General features: G+C 73.1%; 22 protein-coding genes. 9 read left to right on the top strand and 13 right to left on the bottom strand.

All coding sequences use genetic code 11. From position 1 onward, the window contains the following. Positions 1-2 precede the first annotated feature (2 nt). Entirely contained in the window at positions 3-308 is a 306-nt protein-coding gene (gene rpsN / locus LG634_RS16720; RefSeq protein ID WP_226734625.1) for a 30S ribosomal protein S14, read from the bottom strand. Next, positions 308-544 carry a 50S ribosomal protein L28 gene (gene rpmB / locus LG634_RS16715; RefSeq protein WP_226734624.1) on the bottom strand — a complete coding sequence of 79 codons (237 nt, stop codon included), beginning with the start codon at positions 542-544 and terminating at the stop codon, positions 308-310. The genes rpsN and rpmB overlap by 1 nt, the downstream gene beginning before the upstream one ends. Before the next feature lie 82 nt (positions 545-626). Between rpmB and rpmG the strand changes: the two genes are divergently transcribed. The 4 genes from rpmG to rpsR all read left to right on the top strand — a co-directional run bounded on the left by rpmG (position 627) and on the right by rpsR (position 2574). Further along, entirely contained in the window at positions 627-791 is a 165-nt protein-coding gene (rpmG, locus tag LG634_RS16710; protein WP_226734623.1) for a 50S ribosomal protein L33, read from the top strand. 85 nt (positions 792-876) lie between these two features. Next, positions 877-1122 (top strand): type B 50S ribosomal protein L31, encoded by a 246-nt coding sequence (locus LG634_RS16705; RefSeq protein WP_226734622.1) that lies wholly within the window; start codon positions 877-879, stop codon positions 1120-1122. Then, the gene (locus LG634_RS16700) at positions 1122-2273 is read left to right on the top strand and encodes a CobW family GTP-binding protein (protein ID WP_226734621.1); all 1152 of its coding nucleotides are present in this window, start codon (positions 1122-1124) and stop codon (positions 2271-2273) included. The genes LG634_RS16705 and LG634_RS16700 overlap by 1 nt, the downstream gene beginning before the upstream one ends. Positions 2274-2337: 64 nt before the next feature. Beyond that, positions 2338-2574, top strand: coding sequence for a 30S ribosomal protein S18 (rpsR, locus tag LG634_RS16695; protein WP_226734620.1), 237 nt, complete (start codon positions 2338-2340; stop codon positions 2572-2574). On the opposite strand, the gene LG634_RS16690 is transcribed toward rpsR, so the two are convergent. Together LG634_RS16690 and LG634_RS16685 are read right to left on the bottom strand one after the other, a co-directional pair. After that, the gene (locus LG634_RS16690; protein WP_226734619.1) at positions 2559-3653 is read right to left on the bottom strand and encodes a DNA topoisomerase subunit B; all 1095 of its coding nucleotides are present in this window, start codon (positions 3651-3653) and stop codon (positions 2559-2561) included. The two genes, rpsR and LG634_RS16690, sit on opposite strands and share 16 nt — an antisense overlap. Before the next feature lie 392 nt (positions 3654-4045). Next, positions 4046-4663: a TetR/AcrR family transcriptional regulator gene (locus LG634_RS16685; protein ID WP_226734618.1), complete on the bottom strand. Its 618-nt coding sequence runs from the start codon at positions 4661-4663 to the stop codon at positions 4046-4048. A 137-nt stretch (positions 4664-4800) separates the two neighbouring features. On the opposite strand from LG634_RS16685, the gene LG634_RS16680 reads away from it, so the two are divergent. Continuing rightward, positions 4801-5784, top strand: coding sequence for an oxidoreductase (locus LG634_RS16680; protein WP_226734617.1), 984 nt, complete (start codon positions 4801-4803; stop codon positions 5782-5784). A gap of 41 nt (positions 5785-5825) precedes the next feature. Continuing rightward, on the top strand, positions 5826-6278 hold the full coding sequence (locus LG634_RS16675) for a hypothetical protein (RefSeq protein ID WP_226734616.1): 453 nt from the start codon (positions 5826-5828) through the stop codon (positions 6276-6278). Between the two features lie 23 nt (positions 6279-6301). Here LG634_RS16675 and LG634_RS16670 read toward each other — a convergent pair whose 3' ends face one another. Continuing rightward, positions 6302-7696: a Mucin-2 gene (locus LG634_RS16670; protein ID WP_226734615.1), complete on the bottom strand. Its 1395-nt coding sequence runs from the start codon at positions 7694-7696 to the stop codon at positions 6302-6304. 237 nt (positions 7697-7933) lie between these two features. Between LG634_RS16670 and LG634_RS16665 the strand changes: the two genes are divergently transcribed. Further along, positions 7934-8617, top strand: a complete 684-nt coding sequence (locus LG634_RS16665) for a hypothetical protein (protein ID WP_226734614.1) — start codon at positions 7934-7936, stop codon at positions 8615-8617. A 16-nt stretch (positions 8618-8633) separates the two neighbouring features. Here LG634_RS16665 and LG634_RS16660 read toward each other — a convergent pair whose 3' ends face one another. The 3 genes from LG634_RS16660 to LG634_RS16650 all read right to left on the bottom strand — a co-directional run bounded on the left by LG634_RS16660 (position 8634) and on the right by LG634_RS16650 (position 11029). Further along, positions 8634-9737, bottom strand: coding sequence for an ATP-grasp domain-containing protein (locus LG634_RS16660; RefSeq protein ID WP_226734613.1), 1104 nt, complete (start codon positions 9735-9737; stop codon positions 8634-8636). Then, a complete protein-coding gene (locus tag LG634_RS16655; RefSeq protein ID WP_226734612.1) occupies positions 9734-9985 on the bottom strand; it encodes a hypothetical protein in 252 nt (83 codons plus the stop codon). Before LG634_RS16655 ends, LG634_RS16660 begins: the two co-directional genes overlap by 4 nt. 234 nt (positions 9986-10219) lie before the next feature. After that, complete coding sequence (locus LG634_RS16650; protein WP_226734611.1) at positions 10220-11029, bottom strand: inositol monophosphatase family protein; 810 nt, start codon at positions 11027-11029, stop codon at positions 10220-10222. A gap of 34 nt (positions 11030-11063) precedes the next feature. On the opposite strand from LG634_RS16650, the gene LG634_RS16645 reads away from it, so the two are divergent. Then, positions 11064-11291, top strand: coding sequence for a hypothetical protein (locus LG634_RS16645; protein WP_226734610.1), 228 nt, complete (start codon positions 11064-11066; stop codon positions 11289-11291). A gap of 50 nt (positions 11292-11341) precedes the next feature. On the opposite strand, the gene LG634_RS16640 is transcribed toward LG634_RS16645, so the two are convergent. The 5 genes from LG634_RS16640 to LG634_RS16620 all read right to left on the bottom strand — a co-directional run bounded on the left by LG634_RS16640 (position 11342) and on the right by LG634_RS16620 (position 17007). After that, on the bottom strand, positions 11342-13867 hold the full coding sequence (locus LG634_RS16640) for a DUF4118 domain-containing protein (protein ID WP_226734609.1): 2526 nt from the start codon (positions 13865-13867) through the stop codon (positions 11342-11344). Between the two features lie 208 nt (positions 13868-14075). Then, positions 14076-14615: a GtrA domain-containing protein gene (locus LG634_RS16635; protein WP_226734608.1), complete on the bottom strand. Its 540-nt coding sequence runs from the start codon at positions 14613-14615 to the stop codon at positions 14076-14078. Between the two features lie 332 nt (positions 14616-14947). Beyond that, entirely contained in the window at positions 14948-15334 is a 387-nt protein-coding gene (locus LG634_RS16630) for a hypothetical protein (RefSeq protein WP_226734607.1), read from the bottom strand. A gap of 181 nt (positions 15335-15515) precedes the next feature. Continuing rightward, complete coding sequence (locus LG634_RS16625; RefSeq protein WP_226734606.1) at positions 15516-15950, bottom strand: RICIN domain-containing protein; 435 nt, start codon at positions 15948-15950, stop codon at positions 15516-15518. Positions 15951-16044: 94 nt separating this feature from the next. Beyond that, complete coding sequence (locus LG634_RS16620; protein ID WP_226734605.1) at positions 16045-17007, bottom strand: helix-turn-helix transcriptional regulator; 963 nt, start codon at positions 17005-17007, stop codon at positions 16045-16047. Positions 17008-17100: 93 nt separating this feature from the next. On the opposite strand from LG634_RS16620, the gene LG634_RS16615 reads away from it, so the two are divergent. After that, positions 17101-17820, top strand: coding sequence for an NADPH-dependent F420 reductase (locus LG634_RS16615; RefSeq protein ID WP_226734604.1), 720 nt, complete (start codon positions 17101-17103; stop codon positions 17818-17820). Positions 17821-17823 lie beyond the last annotated feature (3 nt).

Here is a 17823-nt window from a genome sequence, read left to right as displayed (position 1 = left end):
GGTCACCAGGAGGCCTTGGTCACGCCCGGCAGGAATCCGGCGTGCGCCTGCTGCCGGAACCGGATCCGGGAGAGGCCGAACTTCCGCAGGTGGCCGCGGGGCCGGCCGTCCACACCGTCGCGGTTGCGGACCCGGGTGGCGCTGGCGTCGCGCGGCTGCCGGCGCAGTTCCGCACGGGCCGCTTCGCGGTCGGCGGTGGTGCTCGACGGGCGGCGGATGACCTCCTTCAGCTCGGCCCGCCGGGCGGCGTACCGCGCGACGGTCCGCTTGCGCTGCTCGTTGCGTGCGGTCTTGCTGCGCTTCGCCATCAGACCTTCCCGCCGCGGGCGCGGATCCGGGCGACGGCCGCCTCGATGCCGATGACGTCCACCGTCTTGACCGCCCGTGCGCTGAGGGTCAGGCGGACGTGGCGGCCTTCGCCGGCCAGCCAGTAGCGCTTGCGCTGGATGTTGGGGTCGAAGCGGCGCGGGGTGCGCCGGTGGGAGTGGGAGATGTGGTGGCCGAAGCCCGGCTTGGCGCCGGTGAGCTGGCAGTGGGCCGACATGTCGGGAGCCGCCTTCCTGTGCTGCGTCGCGATGTGACGCAGACACTATTGGTAATGAAAACCGTTGTCGTATACTAGCCGCATGGCACGCAACGAGATCCGCCCGGTCATCAAGCTCCGTTCCACGGCAGGCACCGGGTTCACCTACGTCACCCGCAAGAACCGCCGCAACGACCCCGACCGCATGGTCCTGCGCAAGTTCGACCCCGTCGTCCGGCGTCACGTCGACTTCCGCGAAGAGCGCTGACGCCGACCTGCGGCATCCGCCCGTACCCGTCCGAACCATCCGAACCGTCCGTACCCGCTCGTACTCCGAGAGAGAGGCCCCTGCAGTGAAGCCCGGCATCCACCCCGCCTACGCGCCCGTCGTCTTCCGTGACACGGCCACCGGCACCGCGTTCCTCACCCGGTCCACCATGACCAGCGACAAGACCGTCGACTGGGAGGACGGCAACACCTACCCCGTGGTCGACGTGGAGATCTCCTCCGCGAGCCACCCCTTCTACACGGGCACCGCCCGCGTCCTCGACACCGCCGGCCGCGTCGAGAAGTTCGAGCGCCGCTACGGGACCCGTTGATGCAGCACGCCCGCCACCTGCCCGTCGTGATCGTCGCCGGGATCCACACCGACGCCCGCACCGAGGTCGTCGACCGGCTCCTGGCGGCGGTCCCGGGCAGCGTGGCCCTCCACCACGACCTTGCCCGGGCCGCCGACGGCCGGGTCCTGCGCCGCCTCCGCGACGCCACCGGCACCCTCACCGAGGGGGAGGCACCCCTGGTCAACGACTGCGCCTGCTGCGCCCTGCGCGAGGACCTCGTCCCCGAACTGGAACGGCTGGCGGACGGCGGCCTCACCCGGCTCGCCGTGGTCGAACTGTGGGACTCGGTCGAACCCAAGGCCATGGCCGAGGTGATCACCGCCCACGGCGGCGGCCGCCTCGACCTGACCGGGGTGATCACCGCCGTGGACCCCGCACTCGTCCTGCCGTGCCTCGCCAACGGCGACGACCTGGCCGACGTCGGCCTCGCGGCCGCCCCCACCGACGGGCGGACGGTCGGCGACACCTGGGCCCGGCAGCTGGAGTACGCGCCCGTCCTCGCGGTCGTCGACAGCCACGAGGCCGACGCGTCGGACCACGCCCTGCTCGCCCAGCTGCACCCCACCGCCCGCCGGGTGCCGGCCGGTTCACCCGACCTCGTCCGGGCCGCCTTCGCCGGCTTCGACGTCGAGGCCGCCGCGGCCGCCCAGCACCCCGCGTGCGCACTCCTGCCCCACGACGCCGAGGAGGCCGGCGTCGCCACCCTCGTCTGGCACCGCCGCCGGCCCTTCCACCCCGAACGCCTCTACCGGGCACTGGAGGACCTGTCGTGCGCCGCCGCCCGCAGCCGCGGCCGGTTCTGGCTCGCCGACCGGCCCGACACGCTGCTGTCCTGGGACGCGGCCGGCGGTGCCCTGTGCATGGAGAGCGCCGGCCCCTGGCTGGCCGCACTCCCCGACGCTGCCTGGGACCTCGTCCCGCCCGTGCGCCGGGCCGCGGCCGCCCTCGACTGGCACCCCGAGCACGGCGACTGCTGCCAGCACCTCGTCTTCACGTCCCCGGGCCTCGACCGCGAAGGCCTGGAACACCTCCTCGACTCCTGCCTCCTGACCGACGAGGAGTACACCCCGGGCCCCGAGGCCTGGCAGCACCTCCCGCCCGCCTTCGACACCCTCCTCGACCCGACGTGACGTAACCCCTGACGGACGACCCGGCCACTGTTCCGACCCCCATACCCCCAAGGAGTCCCCCGCCATGCCCCGACGCCCCGCCCCCGGCAAGCCGGTCAAGCCCCGCCCCAACCCCCTCGACGCGGCCGGCATCACGTACATCGACTACAAGGACACGGACCTGCTCCGGAAGTTCGTCTCGGACCGCGGCAAGATCCGCAGCCGCCGCACCACCCGCGTCACCTCCCAGCAGCAGCGCGCCCTCGCCACCGCCATCAAGAACGCCCGAGAAATGGCCCTCCTTCCCTACGCATCCCGCTGACCTCGGCCCTGGTCCTGACCGGGACCGTCCCATGACCGGAGGTGTTCGGCCACTGCGTCGGCGACACAGGTGTGGACGGCGGGGCCGGACAAGGTGCGGCGGGTGGCGCCGGTCAGGTCGGGGTGGTCGAGCTTGACGGAGACGACGGCGGTGACGGCGGGCGTGAACCGGTGCTCGTCGGCGAGCGCTGCGACGGCGGTTCGCAGGCCCTCGTGGAATCCGGTCAGGTGGGCGCCGCCGTCGGTGGTCGCCCAGCCGTTGACGAACGTACGGATGTGGTCGCCGCCCGGAGCGTGGCGCCACTTGAGGGCCACTTCCACGGAGCCGTTCATGCGGGGGTCGTCGTGCACGAAGTGGAAGGGAGCCGGGGCGGTTGCCGTCCCGGCGAGGAAGGCGACGAAGTCCGCCGCTCCGGCGGGGAAGTGGAACCGGTTGGAGCGGGGTGCGTCCGGCCGGCGTGCATCGGTGAGGGTGAGGTCGAGGCCGCCGTAGAGGAAGGCCAGCTCCCGGAAGCGCTCGGCCAGTGCGTCGTAGGAACACACGACGGTCTCGAAGATGTCGCCGTCGGGCCGGAAGTCGATGACGGTCGCGTCCCCGCCCCCGTCCGTGCCCGTCACCGGCGCACGCTCCCCGACCGCGACACCGCGCTCGAACGTGCGCACCCAGCCGGTGCCACCGCGCCGCACCTCTGCCGTCAGCCGGCTCGACAGGGCGTTGGTGAGGAACGGGCCGTTGCCGAATACCCCGACACCCACCCTGCGCCGGTCACAGCGGCGGGCACCCGGGTGGTGCGAGGTAAGCAGTTCCTCCAGCCCGGTCCCGTCATCCGCACACGGCACCCCGGACGCCCCGCTGACGGCCACCCTTACCGAGCCGCCGCCGTGCAACGTCACGGCGAGGCGCTCGCCCCGGCCGCCGAGCACCTCGTTAACCGCCCACTCGACCACCCCGAACACCGCCTGGTGCAAGCCGCGTTCACCCACCGACCCGAGCCACATCCCGGGCCGCAGCCGAACGGCCTCCGCCTCTCCCAGCAGCTCGATGTGCGTCGCGTCGTACCCGGCACGGTCCTCACTCACGAAGTCCCCCTCCGACAGCTCCAGCAGACCCCCAAAGCGTAGGCGTTTTCGCATAAAGCGCCAGGTCAGAGGCCGTGAGGCGAAGCGCCGAGCGCTCTCCTGCCCGTCCACCACCGCCTGCTTGGCCGGCAGGCGCACACCCCTGCCCCCGGGCGCCCGAACCCTGCACCGAGGCCCCGTACGGCCCTGTTACCGGCGTACCGGAGGTCTCTGATTCATGCGAGAACCGCCATGCCGACCGGTGGTCGCCGACGTCCCTCCACCTCGAAGGAACTGGGGTGCGTCGAACTCGGGGTGCCCTTTGAGGAGGCGGCGCCACGTGCTCTGGGCGTCGCCGCCCTGGAGGAGGGCGACGCGCGCGTCCGGCCGCACCCGTCACCAACTCGTACCCGTCACAACGCGGTCAGCGTGCCCGCCCTCGCTGCCGCCAGGGCTACGGCGACGGCGCGGTCCGCGGTGGCCTCGTCGACCGGCTCGGCGGTGAAGACGAGGCGGAAGTAGATCGGGGCGGCGAGGGTGGTGAGGAACTCGGCGGGGTCGGTGGCGGCGGGGAGTTCGCCGCGCGCGACGGCCCGGGTGACGACGGGGGCCGCGCGGCGGAAGCGGTCCTCGAACAGCGCGCTCTTCATCGCGGCGAGTGCGGGCAGGCGGACGGCGTCCGAGAGGACGGTGGTCAGCAGGGCGCGTCCCGCGGGGGTGGTCATGGTGGCGATCAGGGAACGGGCCAGCACGCGCAGGTCGTCGTCCACCGCGCCGGTGTCGGGGATCGGGATGTCGGTGGCGAAGTGGCCGGTCAGCGCGTCGATGACGAGGGCGTCGGGGGTCTTCCAGTTCCGGTAGATCGTCGTCTTGTGCACACCGGCGCGCTGGGCGACGCCCTCGACGGTCAGGGCCGCGTACCCGGTCTCGGTGAGCTCGGCGACGGTCGCCGCCAGCACGGCGGCGCGCATCTTGGCGCCGCGGCCGACGGCGGGGCCCCGGTGGGCGGTCGACGACGTAACAGACTCCATTGCAACTCCTGGTTGCGTTATCGGCGGCGAGTGCGGCAGCATCACGTTATCGCGACTCGGAGTTGCGATGTGGTGGCTCTGGTGCCGTCCCCCGATCCTCTCGCCCTTTGCCGCGCTCACGGAAGTGAGGTCCCGCTGTGGATCGTCACCAATCGACGTCGACGTTCGTCGCTCCCAACGTCCCTTTATTGAAGGGCCGTTGGCGGCCGGACGGCATCCCCGCCCAGTCCGGGCGCCGGGTCGTGGTCACCGGCGCCAACAGCGGCATCGGGTACGTCACCGCCCGCGAACTCGCCCGCCACGGTGCCGATGTCGTACTCGCCTGCCGCGACCAGGGCCGTGGTGCGGAGGCGTTGGCCCTCCTGAAGTCCGAAGTCACCTACGCCCGGGCCGAGTTGCGGATCCTCGACCTGGCCGATCTGCGGTCCGTACGCAGGTTCGCGGCGCAATGGGACCACGGCCGGCTCGACCTCCTGGTCAACAACGCCGGCATCGCCATGGTGCCGTTCGCCCGGACGGCCGACGGGTTCGAGTCGCAGTTCGGTGTCAACCACCTCGGCACGTTCGCGCTGACCGGGCTCCTCCTGCCGTCCCTGCTGGCTGCGCCGGATCCGCGCGTGGTCACCGTCAGCAGCGAAGGCCAGCGCTTCGCCCGCTTCGACCTGGCCAACCTCAACGCCGAGCGCGGTTACCGGGCTGCGTTCGCGTACGTGCAGTCGAAGCGGGCGAACCTGTATTTCGCCGCCGAGCTCCAGCGGCGGGCCGACGCCGCCCGTCTGCCCTTGCGCAGCATGGCCGTCGCGCCCGGGCTGACCCGTACCAACGTCCTGGCGGGTGCCGCCCGCCGCGGCCGCGCGTACGGCGCACTCGTACGCCTCCTCCAACGCACCGCGTTCCGCCCGACGCCCGAGGGCGCCAAGACCTCCCTGTACGCGGCAACCGTCCCCGACCTGCGCGGAGGCAGCTACGTCGTCCCGCACGGCCCCCTCCAACTCCGCGGCGAACCGGTGCTCCGCACCGCCGAACGCGCCCTCCACGACACCACCACGGCCGAGGCCCTGTGGACCCTCTCGGAGCGGCTTACGGGCGTGGAGTACGGCTGGCCGGCGGGGGCGGCCTGAAGCAGATGCCGGCGCCGGGCCCGGCCCGGCATCATCCCCGTATGTCCACCGAAGTGACGGGAATGATCGAATGCCGGCCGGGGGCCCGCCTGTGGGGCCTCGACGACGAGGACACCGTGTGGGAACCGGGCATCGACCTCGGCCTCCTGAACGGTGGCAACGCGTACGACGGGCTGGCCTGCCTCTTCGGAGTCCGCAACCACTTCGGCTTCCGGCCACTGGCCGAGGGCCGCGGCTTCCCGGATGACGCGTCGGAGGCGGTGCGCCGCGAGTTCGAGGCCTGCGGCGGCCCACGGTACGTGCACAGCACCACCTGGCTGACCTGGTCCGACGTAGCCGCCACCGACTGGCGGGAGACGGACGCCACCGGCACGCGCACCCGCGCCTCGGCGGCAGGACCCGAAACGCGCTGGGGGCCGGTCTGGAGCGTCATGCGCACCCTCGCCACGCTCCACGGCGGGGAGAACGTCCGCCTGGTCGTCTGGTTTCACTGACCGCTCGATGCGCAGCGGCTCCGCTACGTCGGAACTCCCGCCTCGTCCATCACCCGGGCCATGTCCCCGTGTGGCAGGGCCGGGTTGGCGCCTGCGGTGCGGGCCAGTTCGGGGGTGGTGAGGGCGTCGAGGAGGCGGGGGAGGGGGAGGCGGGGGTCGGCGCAGGCGGCCTGGCGGGTGTGGACGTCCGGGTCGTGGCTGAGGCGCTCGATCAGGGCCGGGGAGGCGGCGGGGTCGCGGACGGCCAGCTGCCGGTAGATCGCTTCCGGATGGTCCGCGAACCGGGCCGCGAGACCCTCGCGCGGGAAGCGGGGGTGGCCGGTCGCCATCCAGGCGGAGAACGTTCCGCCGAGCCGTGCGTAGACGCTCATCAGCACCTCCTCGGGGGTGTCCGGGTGGTGGATCGCCAGGTGGGTGCGCACGACGTCGTCCGGGTCGGCGGCCAGCAGCCGCAGCAGGTCGGGCGGCAGGTGCGGGCTGCAGGCCGCCGCCCGGCGCAGCAGGGGATGGCCCGAGGTCACCGCCCGGCGCAGGACGTCCTGATCGGCGAGGCCGGCGTCCACCCAGTCCACGGCGACGCGTGCCCACGGCGCCACGGTCACGTCGATGGCCGCGCGCCGGGCCGGGCTCAGCTCCGGCCGCAGCGAGACGGCCATCCGGACGGCGTCGTCGCGGTCGGCGGCCAGCCGGTCCACGAGGTCGGCGGGCAGGGCGGGGTTGGCGGCGAGGGCGTCCAGGTGGATACCGGCGGTGAGCCGGCGTTCGGCCTCCGCACGGTCCAGGAGCCCCCGGCGCAGCGCCTCCGGCAGGGCGGCGGGGTCGTCGAGCAGCCGCGCGGTGAGCCGCGCGTCCCCGGGGCACGCGCACAGCGCGGCGGAGCGCCGGACGTCCGGGTCCGGATCGGCCAGGAGGGCGGTACGGGCGGCGGGCGGCAGCTCGTCCCAGACGTGCAGGGCGGTGCGCCGGGCGGCCGGGTCGGGGTGGTCCGCGAGGGAGGCGCGGAAGGACGCGGACAGGTACGGCGAGTACAGGAGGGCATCGCGTACGGAGGGTTCGGGGTCGTCGAGGAGCCGCCGGCACACGGCGTCCGGCAGCGGCCGGACCGTCCTGCGGCGGTCGTGCGTGAATTCCGGCCCGTGGGCGACGGCCGCCCGCACCTCGGGCGCGGGATCGTCCGCGAGCCGGGCCCGCTGCTCGGGCTCCGCCTGACCGCTCGACGCGAAGTTCACCCGGGCGTCCCGCGACGGGTGGGCGATGACCACCGCCACCGCCGCCTCCGGCAGCCCCGGCCGGTGCAGCACCTGGAACGGCGGCCCCCCGCCCGCGTCGTCGAACGCGACCAGCCGCAGCAGCAGCGGGGCGGGCAGCGCCGGATTGGCGCCGATCCCGTCGAGCGCGGAGGAGTAGAAGGCAACCACGTCCCGGCATCTCCCGAAGTTCCGCATTCCGACATCCCGACATCCCGACATCCCGACCCGGCGCGGGGGCCCGTGGCCGCGGGGGCGGGGCCCTACGGGTCAACGGGGGACATCCTGTCACGTACGCGTCACGGACCGGCCTCCCGGGCCACGCACCGGCCCGGCGCGTACGGCCCCGCCCACCCCGTCGGCACACCCGACCTCCCGCTCGCCCGCCGCATGCGCTGAAATGGCCCGGTGACCGCACATGACGTGGCCCGTGCGTTGCCGGGTGTTGAGGAACTGCGTGAGCACTGCCGTGGGCTCGCGATGCTGGACGCCGTGCTCAGTCCGGAGTGGGACGCGCGCTTCCACTCGTACGACGCGCGCTGGGACGTCGGGCGGGGGGAGCAGATGGCGTCGATGCGGGACGGGATGGGGTCGGACTACGCGATCGTCTTCTCGGCCGCAGGCGCGTACGTCCGCGGCTTCGACCACGAGTCGCTGATGAGCCCCTGGGCCCGCATGGACGTGCCGGTGGTGTGGCCCGGCGTACTGGACGACGTACCGGAGGTGTTCCGTCCGTACGTGACGGAGCCGGCCTTCTGCGCCCCGGACGGCGTACCCGTCGTGACCTGCTGCCTGTGGCGCCGCACCGACGCCGACCCCGCCTGGCGCACCGGCCGCTCCATCGGCTTCCCCACCGAGGGCGACGGCGACCCGGACGGCGCCGAGGTCCTCTTCGAGCTCCTCGTCGACCGCTCGCCCGAGGCGTACGCGCGGTGGGCGAGCGAGTACTACGAGACCCCGGTCGACGTCGCCGCCGTACGCCACGTCCTGGCCGGCCTCCCCCTCACCCCGGAGGTCGCCGCCGTCCTCAACCCGGACCTGCCCTTCACCGGTCTGGCGGACGACCTCGAGGAGATCGGGTACCCGTTCTGACGGCCCGCCGCAGGGCCTAAGCGCCCCGAAGGGCCGGCGTCACCACGCCTGCGTCCGTCCCCGCGGTCGTCGCGCTGATCAGGTAGTCGGCGAAGTGTTCCGTCAGGGGTTCGCCGGTGATCGGTTCGAGGAAGAGGAACTGGCCCTGGGGGTTCACCTCCAGCCAGACGGGTTCGCCCGACGGAGTGAGTTTGAGGTCGATCACGCCCATCGGCAGGCCCAGGCGGTCGAGGGTCGTGCGGACCAGGCGGGCCAGGTCAGCGGGGACCGGCCAGCGGGTGATCGGGACGCGCAGGTCGGGGCGCCAGTCCAGTTCGTCGGTCTCGATCCGCGCGGCGAACATCCGCTCGCCGAAGCAGTTGAGCCGGATGTGGTGCCGGCCCGGCACGTACTCCTGGTACGTCGCCGGACACACCGCGTACGACTCCGCGGGCAGGGCCAGCGGGTTCTCGATCCACCGGGTGAGCAAGGACGGCCCGGGCGCGCCCACGACGGGCTTCACGATGACCCGCCCCACCTCGCGGACGAAGTCGAGCACCTCGTCGCGGGACTGCGTGATCAGCGTCCTCGGTACCCGGAAGCCGGCCTGCCGGGCCACCCACAGCTGGTAGATCTTGTCCGACGCCCGGTCGGTCGCCGCCGGCGGCGAGATCCAGGTGCCGTGGAACGAGGCGGCCAGGATGCCCGCCAGCGCGCCCCGGCAGTCGTTGTTGACCAGGCTGACCTGCTGCGCGCCGAGGCCCTCGCCGTCCGACGACGCGGTGGAGGCGGTGGACGCGGTGGAGGCGGCGGACGTGGCGGAGGCGGCGGACGCGGCGGACCTTGTGGACGCCGTGGTGCGGGCGGTGGCCATCGCGGCCATGGTGAGCTGCTGGTCCGCCCGGGCGCGGCGCCACCACAGCACCTCCGCCTCCGCGGGCGCCACCGTACGGCCCTCCGACGTCGGTACGGCCGCGGGGGCGCCGGATCCGTCCGGCGCCCCGGTCAGCTGCCAGCTCAGGCCCGGCCGGCCGCTCACCGCGTCGCACTCCACGATGTGGCAGTCCACACCGCGGGCGCGGACGGCGCGCCGGACGGCGATGGCGTGCAGGTCCTCCCGGAACGACAGGGCCAGGATCATGCCGCGTCGCACATGTCGGAACAGCAGTTCGGCCCGCACCCGGTCTCACAGGCGTGCCCGGCCAGGGTCTCGGCGGAGATCTCCAGGCCGGTGGTGGTCCGGAGCGCCACCTCCCAGGCCCGCAGCTCCTCCGGGGTCTTCAGCTCGATGAATCCGGTCGCCTGGGTGCTGAACACCACGGGCGGGGCGGTCTTGGCGAAGCCGTCCAGGGTCTGGTCCAGCGGTTCGCCGAGCTTGAAGCCGTTCATGATCACGGCCTCCGTTCGATGGTCTCCCTCGCCCCCGAGCGCCGGTTCCGGCGGCCTTCTCCTTCCACTGAACCACCGCGGTGGCGGGACTGCATCCGGCGCGGCGGCGGCTGGTGTCGGCTTCAACCAACGGGCGGGGGCGGTGTGTTCGGGCCGCGCGGGTTCGGTTCCCCCGTCAACCATGAAGGCGCTGCACGGACGTGCCCGCGCCGCGGCCCTACCCCCGCCGCGGCCCTACCCCCGCCCGCGGATCATCGACATCAGCAGGTCGTGCGTCTCCTCGTCCGCGGCGGCCACGAGCCCGCGGCCCGTCTCGCCCAGCGGGGCACCGTCGATGCCGGTGACCACGCAGCCGGCGGCCTGGCACAGGGCGATGCCGGCCGCGAAGTGCACGCTGGCGGACAGGTCGCCGCCGTCGGTGACGTACGCGGCGCGCCGGCCGGCGGCGACCCAGGCCAGCGCCAGCGTCGTGGACACGACCCGCGGCCGGAACCGTGCCACGAACTCGGGGTGCGCCAGCAGGTCCACGGCACGGAAGCCGGGCGCGCTCGGGAACGGCGGGTCCAGGTTGACGTCCACCAGCCGCGTGGCAGGCGTGGGCGTCAGCGGTGTGTCGGCGACGCCGTCCTGCCGGAGCCGGGCGGTCGTGCCGTCGGTGTAGAAGACCTCGTCGCCGAACGGGTCCGCCACCGCCGCCGGACCCTCGCGCAGCGCCACGTTGACGGCCACCAGCATGTTCCCGACGGCGTAGTTGAGCGTCCCGCACAGCGGATCCACCAGCCACTGGCGCACGGCGGCGGCCGCACCCTGCTGCCCGCCCTCCTCGCCGAGGACCGCGTCGTCGGGCCGCGCGTCCCGGATGACCGCGAGGATCGCCTTCTCGGCGGCCACGTCGGCGGCGGTCGCGAAGTCCCCGCCGCCCTTCTCGATCCGCTCCAGCCGCTGCCCGTACAGCCCGCGCACCACGTCCGCCCCGGCCCGCGCCCCCGCTATCGCGACCTCGGCATCCCCGTAAGCACCCACAGAACCCCCTGAGTTGATCATGCCGCGCAGCCTACCGACGTGCGAGCATCAGGTCATGCACCTGATGGCCGGCGGCACGACTCCGCTCACGAAGCCGGTGTGGGCCGACGACCTGGTGACGGACGACGGCCACGCCTTCGAGCTCGTCTCCCCGGTCCTGCTCCTGCCGGGCGACCGGCTCGCGTTCGAGGAGACGGCCCTCGTCGTCACCCGCGCCGGCGGAACCCGCGTGCGCCACCCGGGCAACTGGGCCACCCGCTGCCGACGCGGCAGCGTCGGCTGACGTCGTTCCGGCCTCCCGGCGGAAGACGACGTCGTACGAGTCGTCGCCCGCTACTTCCCCCGGCGGACCTGGGCCGGCGCGTCGGCGACCGGGAGGGTCAGGACCATGGTCAGGCCGCCGCCGGGGGTGTCCTCGGCGGCGAGGGTGCCGGCGAGCGCGGTGGTGAACCCGCGGGCGACGGCCAGGCCGAGGCCCACTCCGGCGCCGCGCGGGGCGTCGCCGTGCCGCTGGAACGGCTCGAAGATGCGTTCCTTCGCCTCGTCGGGGACGCCGGGGCCGCGGTCGACGACCCGGAGTTCGACCCGGTCGTGCAGGGCGCTCGCGGTGATGAGGACGCGCGTGTGCTCGGGGCTGTACTTGACGGCGTTCTCGACGATGTTGGCGACGGCCCGTTCGAGGAGCCCGCGGTCGACGGCGACCATGGGCAGGACCTCGGGGATGTCCAGCTCGACGCTGTCCTCGGGTACGCCGCCCAGCGCCATCGGCACCACTTCGTCGAGGTCGGTCTCGCGGATGAGGGGGACGACCGTGCCGGTGTTGAGGCGGGACATGTCGAGGAGGTTGCCGATGAGGTGGGCGAGTCGGTCGGCGCCCTCCTCGATCCCTTCGAGGAGTTCGGCCCGGTCCTCCTCGGACCATTCGACGTCGTCGGACCGCAGCGAAGTGACGGAGGCCTTGATGCCGGCGAGTGGCGTCCGCAGATCGTGGCTGACGGCGGCGAGCAGCGCCGTACGGATCCGTCCCGCCTCCTCCAGCTCGCGCGCCCTGCCGGCCGCGTCCACCAGCCGCTGCCGGTCGAGCACCACCGCGGCCTGCGCGGCGAACGCCCCCAGCACCCGCCGGTCCTCGGCCGGCAGCACCCGCCCCGACAGGGCCAGTGCCATGTGGTCACTTATCGGCATGTCGACATCGGCGTCCTCCGGGCGGGTCACCGGACCGGAGCCGACGGCCGCCGCCGTGGTCCAGGCGTCCACCTCGCTCGCCCGCTCCAGCAGGGCCGCCCAGTCCATCGCGAACGTCTCGCGCAGCCGGTCCAGCAGCTCCTGGAGCGAGTCCTCGCCGCGCAGCACGCTGCCGGCGAGGAACGCCAGCGTCTCCGACTCGGCCCGCAGCCGCGCCGCCTGGTGGGTGCGGCGGGCCGCCAGGTCCACCACCGACGCCACGGACACGGCCACGCCCACGAAGATGGAGATGGCGACGATGTTCCGCGGGTCGGAGACCGTCAGCTGGTACAGCGGAGGCGTGAAGAAGTAGTTCAGCAGCAGCGACCCGAACGCCGCCGACGCCAGCGCCGGCACCAGCCCGCCCAGCAGCGCGGCCGCGACCGTGAACGTGAGGAACAGCAGCATGTCGTTCGCGAGCCCCAGGTCGGGAACGACCTGGCTGAGCAGCAGCGTCAGCAGCGCCGGGCCGACGATGCCGGTCAGCCACCCCCACACGATCCGTGTCCGGCCCAGCCGCGCCCCGTGCGCCATCGGCAGGCCGCGGCCCTTGGCGACGGCGTCGTGCGTGACGAGGTGGACGTCGATGTCCGGCCCGGAGTCGCGCGCCACGGTGGCACTCACCCCGGGCCCCAGCACGTACTGCCACGGCTTGCGCCGGCTGACGCCGAGCACGATCTGGGTGGCGTTCACCCCGCGGGCGAACTCCAGCAGGGCGTTGGGCACGTCGTCGCCTATGACGTGGTGGAACGTTCCCCCCAGGTCCTCGACCAGGGTCCGCTGGACGGCCAGCTCCTTGGGGGAGGCGGACGTCAGACCGTCCCCGGCCGCGATGTACACGGCCAGCACCTCACCGCCGGCGCCCTTCTCGGCCAGCCGCGCCGCGCGCCGGATGAGCGTACGGCCCTCCGGTCCGCCGGTGAGCCCGACGACGATCCGCTCGCGGGCCTGCCAGGTGGTACGGATGTTGTGCTCGCCGCGGTACTGCTGGAGGTATTCGTCCACCCGGTCGGCGACCCACAGCAGGGCGAGTTCGCGCAGGGCGGTGAGGTTGCCGGGGCGGAAGTAGTTGGACAAGGCCGCGTCGACCTTGTCGGGCTGGTAGATGTTGCCGTGCGCCATCCGGCGGCGCAGGGCCTGCGGGGACATGTCGACCAGCTCGATCTGGTCGGCCCGCCGCACCACCTCGTCGGGCACGGTCTCGCGCTGCCGGACGCCGGTGATGGTCTCGACGACGTCGCCCAGGGACTCCAGGTGCTGGATGTTGACGGTGGAGACCACGTCGATGCCGGCCTGCAGCAGTTCCTCCACGTCCTGCCAGCGCTTGGTGTTCCGGGAGCCGGGCACGTTGGTGTGCGCCAGCTCGTCCACCAGGGCCACGGCCGGACGGCGGGCGAGCAGCGCGTCGACGTCCATTTCCGTGAACGACGTACCGCGGTACTCGATCGTGCGCCGCGGGGTCGTCTCCAGGCCGTGCAGCATCACCTCGGTCCGCGGCCGCCCGTGGTGCTCCACGAAGCCGACGACGCAGTCCGTGCCGCGCTCGATGCGGCGGTGGGCCTCGGACAGCATCGCGTACGTCTTGCCGACGCCCGGTGCCGCGCCGAGGTAGATCCGAAGCTTTCCGCGTCCCATGATCCGTTCGGTCCGATGCTGGGGAGGTTCTTTTCGGCCCGGGTGGCCTGGACCGATCTCACCGCACGGGCGCGGGGGTGGCGGCGGATCTTGACGCCGTCCATACGGGGCGGGGGCGGGCTTTGACGGAACCCATACGGGGTGGGGTGCGGGGTGCGTACGGGAGCCCGTCGCGGGCGGACCGTGGGTCGGGCCGGATCGGGCTGGATCAGGCGGCGCGGCAGAGTTCGGCGGGGCGGGTCGTGGCGGGGTGCAGCGTGACCACGGTGGCGGCCGGGGCGGCCGGGGCGGCCGAGGCCGCCGGGGTGGCCGGGGACTGGCCGCGGTTGCGGGCGAAGACGACCAGGCGGAGGACCACGAAGCGGGCGACGCCGGTGAGGGCGGAGGCGGACAGGTAGACGACCTGCTCCAGGACCGCGCCGGGCGCTGCCACCAGCAGGTGCAGCACGAACACCGCCGCGCAGGTGACCACGTATCCGGCCGCCGCGGACCCGGCCGACTGAGCGTGCTGGCGCCAGGTCGCGCGCCCGCCTGCGCCGAAGGTGAAGCGGGCGTGCAGCTCGGTGGCGAGGAGCGTGGAGGCCACGGTGATCAGGGCGTTGGCCAGGCCCCAGGGCATCCACGCGGCGAGCGCCACGACGGCGAAGCTGGAGGCGACCCCCACCCCGCCGCCGCAGACCACGAAGCGGGCGAAGGAAGCGAAGGCGCCGGTCGCGGCCTGCTGCTGCGTGTTCTGCGCAGTCTCCATGATCGGACCCCCCTGATCGCTCACTCCACGTTCTTTCTGATGATGGAAACGCTACGTTGCATTCAAAGTCTCGGCAACTCATTTATTGCGCTGCCGGACTGTTTGTGCAGGTGAAAGGCTTGAAATCGTTGCAACGGTTTCAGGTTTAACGCAACGCGCGGGGCATGGTTCGTTGCAACGAAGTGAAGGTGAACGCTATGCCCGTGCCCGCGTGCCCGTGCTGCGGGGAGCCGGCGCGGCTCGACCCGGGGGCGTACGTCAGCGGCGGCTGGGCCGCACTCGCACCGGAGCCCCGGCAGGACCTGAGGTCCGGCCGGGGCCCCGGTAACTGCTCAGGAGGTGAGCGGAACCGGGGCGGGAGTGCCGTAGAACGTGATGGGGTTCCAGCCGCGCTGCTGCGCCAGCTCGTTCAGCGCGTTGGCTATCTCGATCGGCGGGACGCTGTGCTGGCTCGGCGCGTCCACCATGGCGACGCTGAACGTGATCGTCAGCTCGCCCTCGAAGCTCGGCAGCGAAGTCCGGCCCTTGAACTGCGTGTTGGGCGGGAACGTGGTCGTGCTCTGGGCCGCCGACCCGGACGCGCTCGCCTGCGCCGCCGCCTGGCTCGCCTCGGCGGCCTCGCCCTCCGCCGCCTGCGCGGATCCGGCGCTGCCGAGGGCGGCCCCGGCCGCGGCCGTGCCCGAGTAACCCAGTAGTGAGCGCCGTGAAATGCCTGACATGTCTTCCCCTCCGTTGTGACTGTGGCGTAGATGGCTGTACTCGGCACGTGATCGTACGAGCCGATCCCGCCGCGCGGTGCTGAATCGAATCTTCCGCTGAAACGTGCCCTGACCTGCCGCTTCGGGGCGGTGAAAGGGAATTTCGCTGTCCGCCGCGCGCGGCACCCGCGTCCCTCGCCCCCTACTTTCCCCGGCCCGCCGCCCGCTCCAGGCGCCACCCCTGCGTCGGCGAGTCCGTCTCCTCCCACTGCCGGGCCCGCCCCTCCTCGTCCACGTCCAGCGGCAGGCCGCTGATGCAGGCGACCAGCGTCACCACCCCCGGCTGGTCCACGTGCTCCTCGACCAGCCACTCCTGCGCGCCGTAACCGTTCGCCGACCACAGCTGGACCCGCGCTCCGCCCTCCGTGGACGCGCCGGCGACGTCGAAGCGCTTGCCGCTGTCCGGATGCACGATGTGGAACATCCCCGCGCCCGGGTGCACCGGGACGACCTGCCACCGCTGCTCGGTCTCCGACTCCGGCACCAGCCGCAGCCGGGCACCACTGCCGCTGCGGCCGCCCTCCGTCGCCAGCACCAGCCCGCTCGCCGCGTTCCGCAGCGTGTACACGCCGTCCATGTCCACCCCTGCCCAGCCGTTCCGTCGTACTCGATTGCGCCTGCGGAAATTCTGCCCGGCCCCACTGACAACGGAGGTGACGCACCGTCCGCCGTCAGTCACCGCATGCGCGGAGGGTGCGGCGGGCGGCGGCGCGGAGGTGGGCGAGGACCGCCGGATCCGCGTCGAGGCCGTAGTCGGCGGGAAGGGTGGCCAGCATCCGGGCGATGCGGGGGAGGGAGTCGTCCGAGGCGTCGACGAGGCAACTGCTCGCGTCGACCGGGCGGAGCCGGGTGCCCAGGCCGGGGGAGAGGGCGCGTACCTCGTCCGCCGGTGCGTGCACGGTGGCCACGGCCCGGTGGCGGGTCGGCGCGGCGGCGAGGCGGGCCGCCACGAACGCCGCCGGATCGCCGCCGGGCAGGCGGCGGACGGGGACCCGCCGGCCGGTGAGCGTGAGGCCGGTGATGCGGTCGAGGCGGAAGATGCGCCAGTCGTCCCGCTCGGTGTCATGGGCCAGCAGGTACCAGAGGGCGTTCGAGGCGACCAGGTGCTGCGGCTCGACCCGGCGCGGGGCGGCCTCGCCCGTACGGGTGGTGTAGTCGAAGGTGACGACCTCGCGGTCCCGGCAGGCGACGGCCAGCGGCGAGAACAGGGCGGGGTCGGCACGCGGCCCGCGCGACTCCCACGTGATCCCGGCGACCGCGGACTGCAACGCCGTGACCTGGCCGCGCAGCCGGCGGGGCAGCACCTGCTCGAGCTTGGCCAGGGCCCGCAGCGCGGTCTCCTCGATGCCCGTCAGCCCGCCGGCCGCGGTCCGCAGCGCCACGGCGATGGCCACCGCCTCCTCGTCGTCGAGCAGCAGCGGCGGCAGATCGGAACCCGAAGCCAGCCGGTACCCACCGGCGTGCCCGCGCGCACTGTCCACCGGATACCCCAGCTCGCGCAGCCGGTCGATGTCCCGTCGGACAGTACGCACGGTGACCTGCAACCGCCCGGCGAGCTCGGCCCCGGACCACTCGCGGCGCGTCTGGAGCAGGGACAGCAGGCGCAGCATCCGGCCGGTCATGTCGCTCGTCATGCTCTCCACTATGGCCTGGTCAAAGGACATCCCCTGTCCTGAAAGGGACCTACCGTGGACTCGTCCATTGCAGACAAACCAGAAGGAACCACCATGAAAATCGCAATTCTGGGTACGGGCGGCGGCGCGCGCGAGCACGCGGCGAAGCTGGTCGAACTCGGGCACGAGGTGTACGTCGGCACCCGCGACCCCGAGGCGACGCTCGCCCGCACCGAGCCCGACATGATGGGCAACGCCCCGTACGGCCGGTGGCTCGCCGACCACCCCGGCATCACCCTGCTGACCTTCGGCGACGCTGCGGCCGCCGCCGACGACCTGGTCGTCAACGGCATCGACGGCCACAACGCGGTCGCCGCCCTCTCCGCCATCGCGGACCGGCTCGCCGGCAAGACGCTGGTCGACTACGCCGTCCCGTTCGTCTACAACCCCGACATCGAGCACCCGTGGCCCACGCCGTGGGGCGTCATGCCGAAGCTCGACCCCTGCGACACGGACAGCCTCGGCGAGCAGATCCAGCGCGCCCTGCCCGACACGAAGGTGGTCAAGAGCTTCGTCACGCAGGAGCAGAGCACCGTCGTCAACCCCGCCGCGGTCGGCGGCGGCGACCACACGATGTTCGTCGCGGGCGACGACACCGAGGCGAAGCAGCAGGTCACCGACCTACTGAAGGCGTACGGCTGGACGGACGTCCTCGACCTGGGCCCGCTGGTCTGCGCCCGGGGCATGGAGATGTACGCACACATGCACTCGGCGATCGGCTTCGGGCTGGGGCAGGAGTTCGGGGGGCACTTCGGGATCAAGGTGGTGCGGTGAGGG

The sequence above is a fragment of the Streptomyces bambusae genome (assembly GCF_020532645.1).
Lineage (GTDB): Bacteria > Actinomycetota > Actinomycetes > Streptomycetales > Streptomycetaceae > Streptomyces > Streptomyces bambusae.
The sequence above is the reverse complement of the archived record's forward strand: the minus strand, read 5'-3'. Positions and strand labels throughout refer to the sequence as shown.

Excerpts from the sequence above, each read along its gene's own strand:
- LG634_RS16655 (WP_226734612.1), bottom strand. The coding sequence starts at position 9,985 with ATGAACGGCTTCAAGCTCGGCGAACCGCTGGACCAGACCCTGGACGGC.
- LG634_RS16630 (WP_226734607.1), bottom strand. The coding sequence starts at position 15,334 with ATGTCAGGCATTTCACGGCGCTCACTACTGGGTTACTCGGGCACGGCC.
- rpmB (WP_226734624.1), bottom strand. The coding sequence starts at position 544 with ATGTCGGCCCACTGCCAGCTCACCGGCGCCAAGCCGGGCTTCGGCCAC.
- LG634_RS16675 (WP_226734616.1), top strand. The coding sequence starts at position 5,826 with ATGTCCACCGAAGTGACGGGAATGATCGAATGCCGGCCGGGGGCCCGC.
- rpsR (WP_226734620.1), top strand. The coding sequence starts at position 2,338 with ATGCCCCGACGCCCCGCCCCCGGCAAGCCGGTCAAGCCCCGCCCCAAC.
- LG634_RS16620 (WP_226734605.1), bottom strand. The coding sequence starts at position 17,007 with ATGACGAGCGACATGACCGGCCGGATGCTGCGCCTGCTGTCCCTGCTC.
- LG634_RS16685 (WP_226734618.1), bottom strand. The coding sequence starts at position 4,663 with ATGGAGTCTGTTACGTCGTCGACCGCCCACCGGGGCCCCGCCGTCGGC.
- rpmG (WP_226734623.1), top strand. The coding sequence starts at position 627 with ATGGCACGCAACGAGATCCGCCCGGTCATCAAGCTCCGTTCCACGGCA.
- LG634_RS16615 (WP_226734604.1), top strand. The coding sequence starts at position 17,101 with ATGAAAATCGCAATTCTGGGTACGGGCGGCGGCGCGCGCGAGCACGCG.
- LG634_RS16640 (WP_226734609.1), bottom strand. The coding sequence starts at position 13,867 with ATGGGACGCGGAAAGCTTCGGATCTACCTCGGCGCGGCACCGGGCGTC.
- LG634_RS16700 (WP_226734621.1), top strand. The coding sequence starts at position 1,122 with ATGCAGCACGCCCGCCACCTGCCCGTCGTGATCGTCGCCGGGATCCAC.
- LG634_RS16650 (WP_226734611.1), bottom strand. The coding sequence starts at position 11,029 with ATGATCAACTCAGGGGGTTCTGTGGGTGCTTACGGGGATGCCGAGGTC.
- LG634_RS16660 (WP_226734613.1), bottom strand. The coding sequence starts at position 9,737 with ATGATCCTGGCCCTGTCGTTCCGGGAGGACCTGCACGCCATCGCCGTC.
- rpsN (WP_226734625.1), bottom strand. The coding sequence starts at position 308 with ATGGCGAAGCGCAGCAAGACCGCACGCAACGAGCAGCGCAAGCGGACC.
- LG634_RS16625 (WP_226734606.1), bottom strand. The coding sequence starts at position 15,950 with ATGGACGGCGTGTACACGCTGCGGAACGCGGCGAGCGGGCTGGTGCTG.
- LG634_RS16635 (WP_226734608.1), bottom strand. The coding sequence starts at position 14,615 with ATGGAGACTGCGCAGAACACGCAGCAGCAGGCCGCGACCGGCGCCTTC.
- LG634_RS16645 (WP_226734610.1), top strand. The coding sequence starts at position 11,064 with ATGCACCTGATGGCCGGCGGCACGACTCCGCTCACGAAGCCGGTGTGG.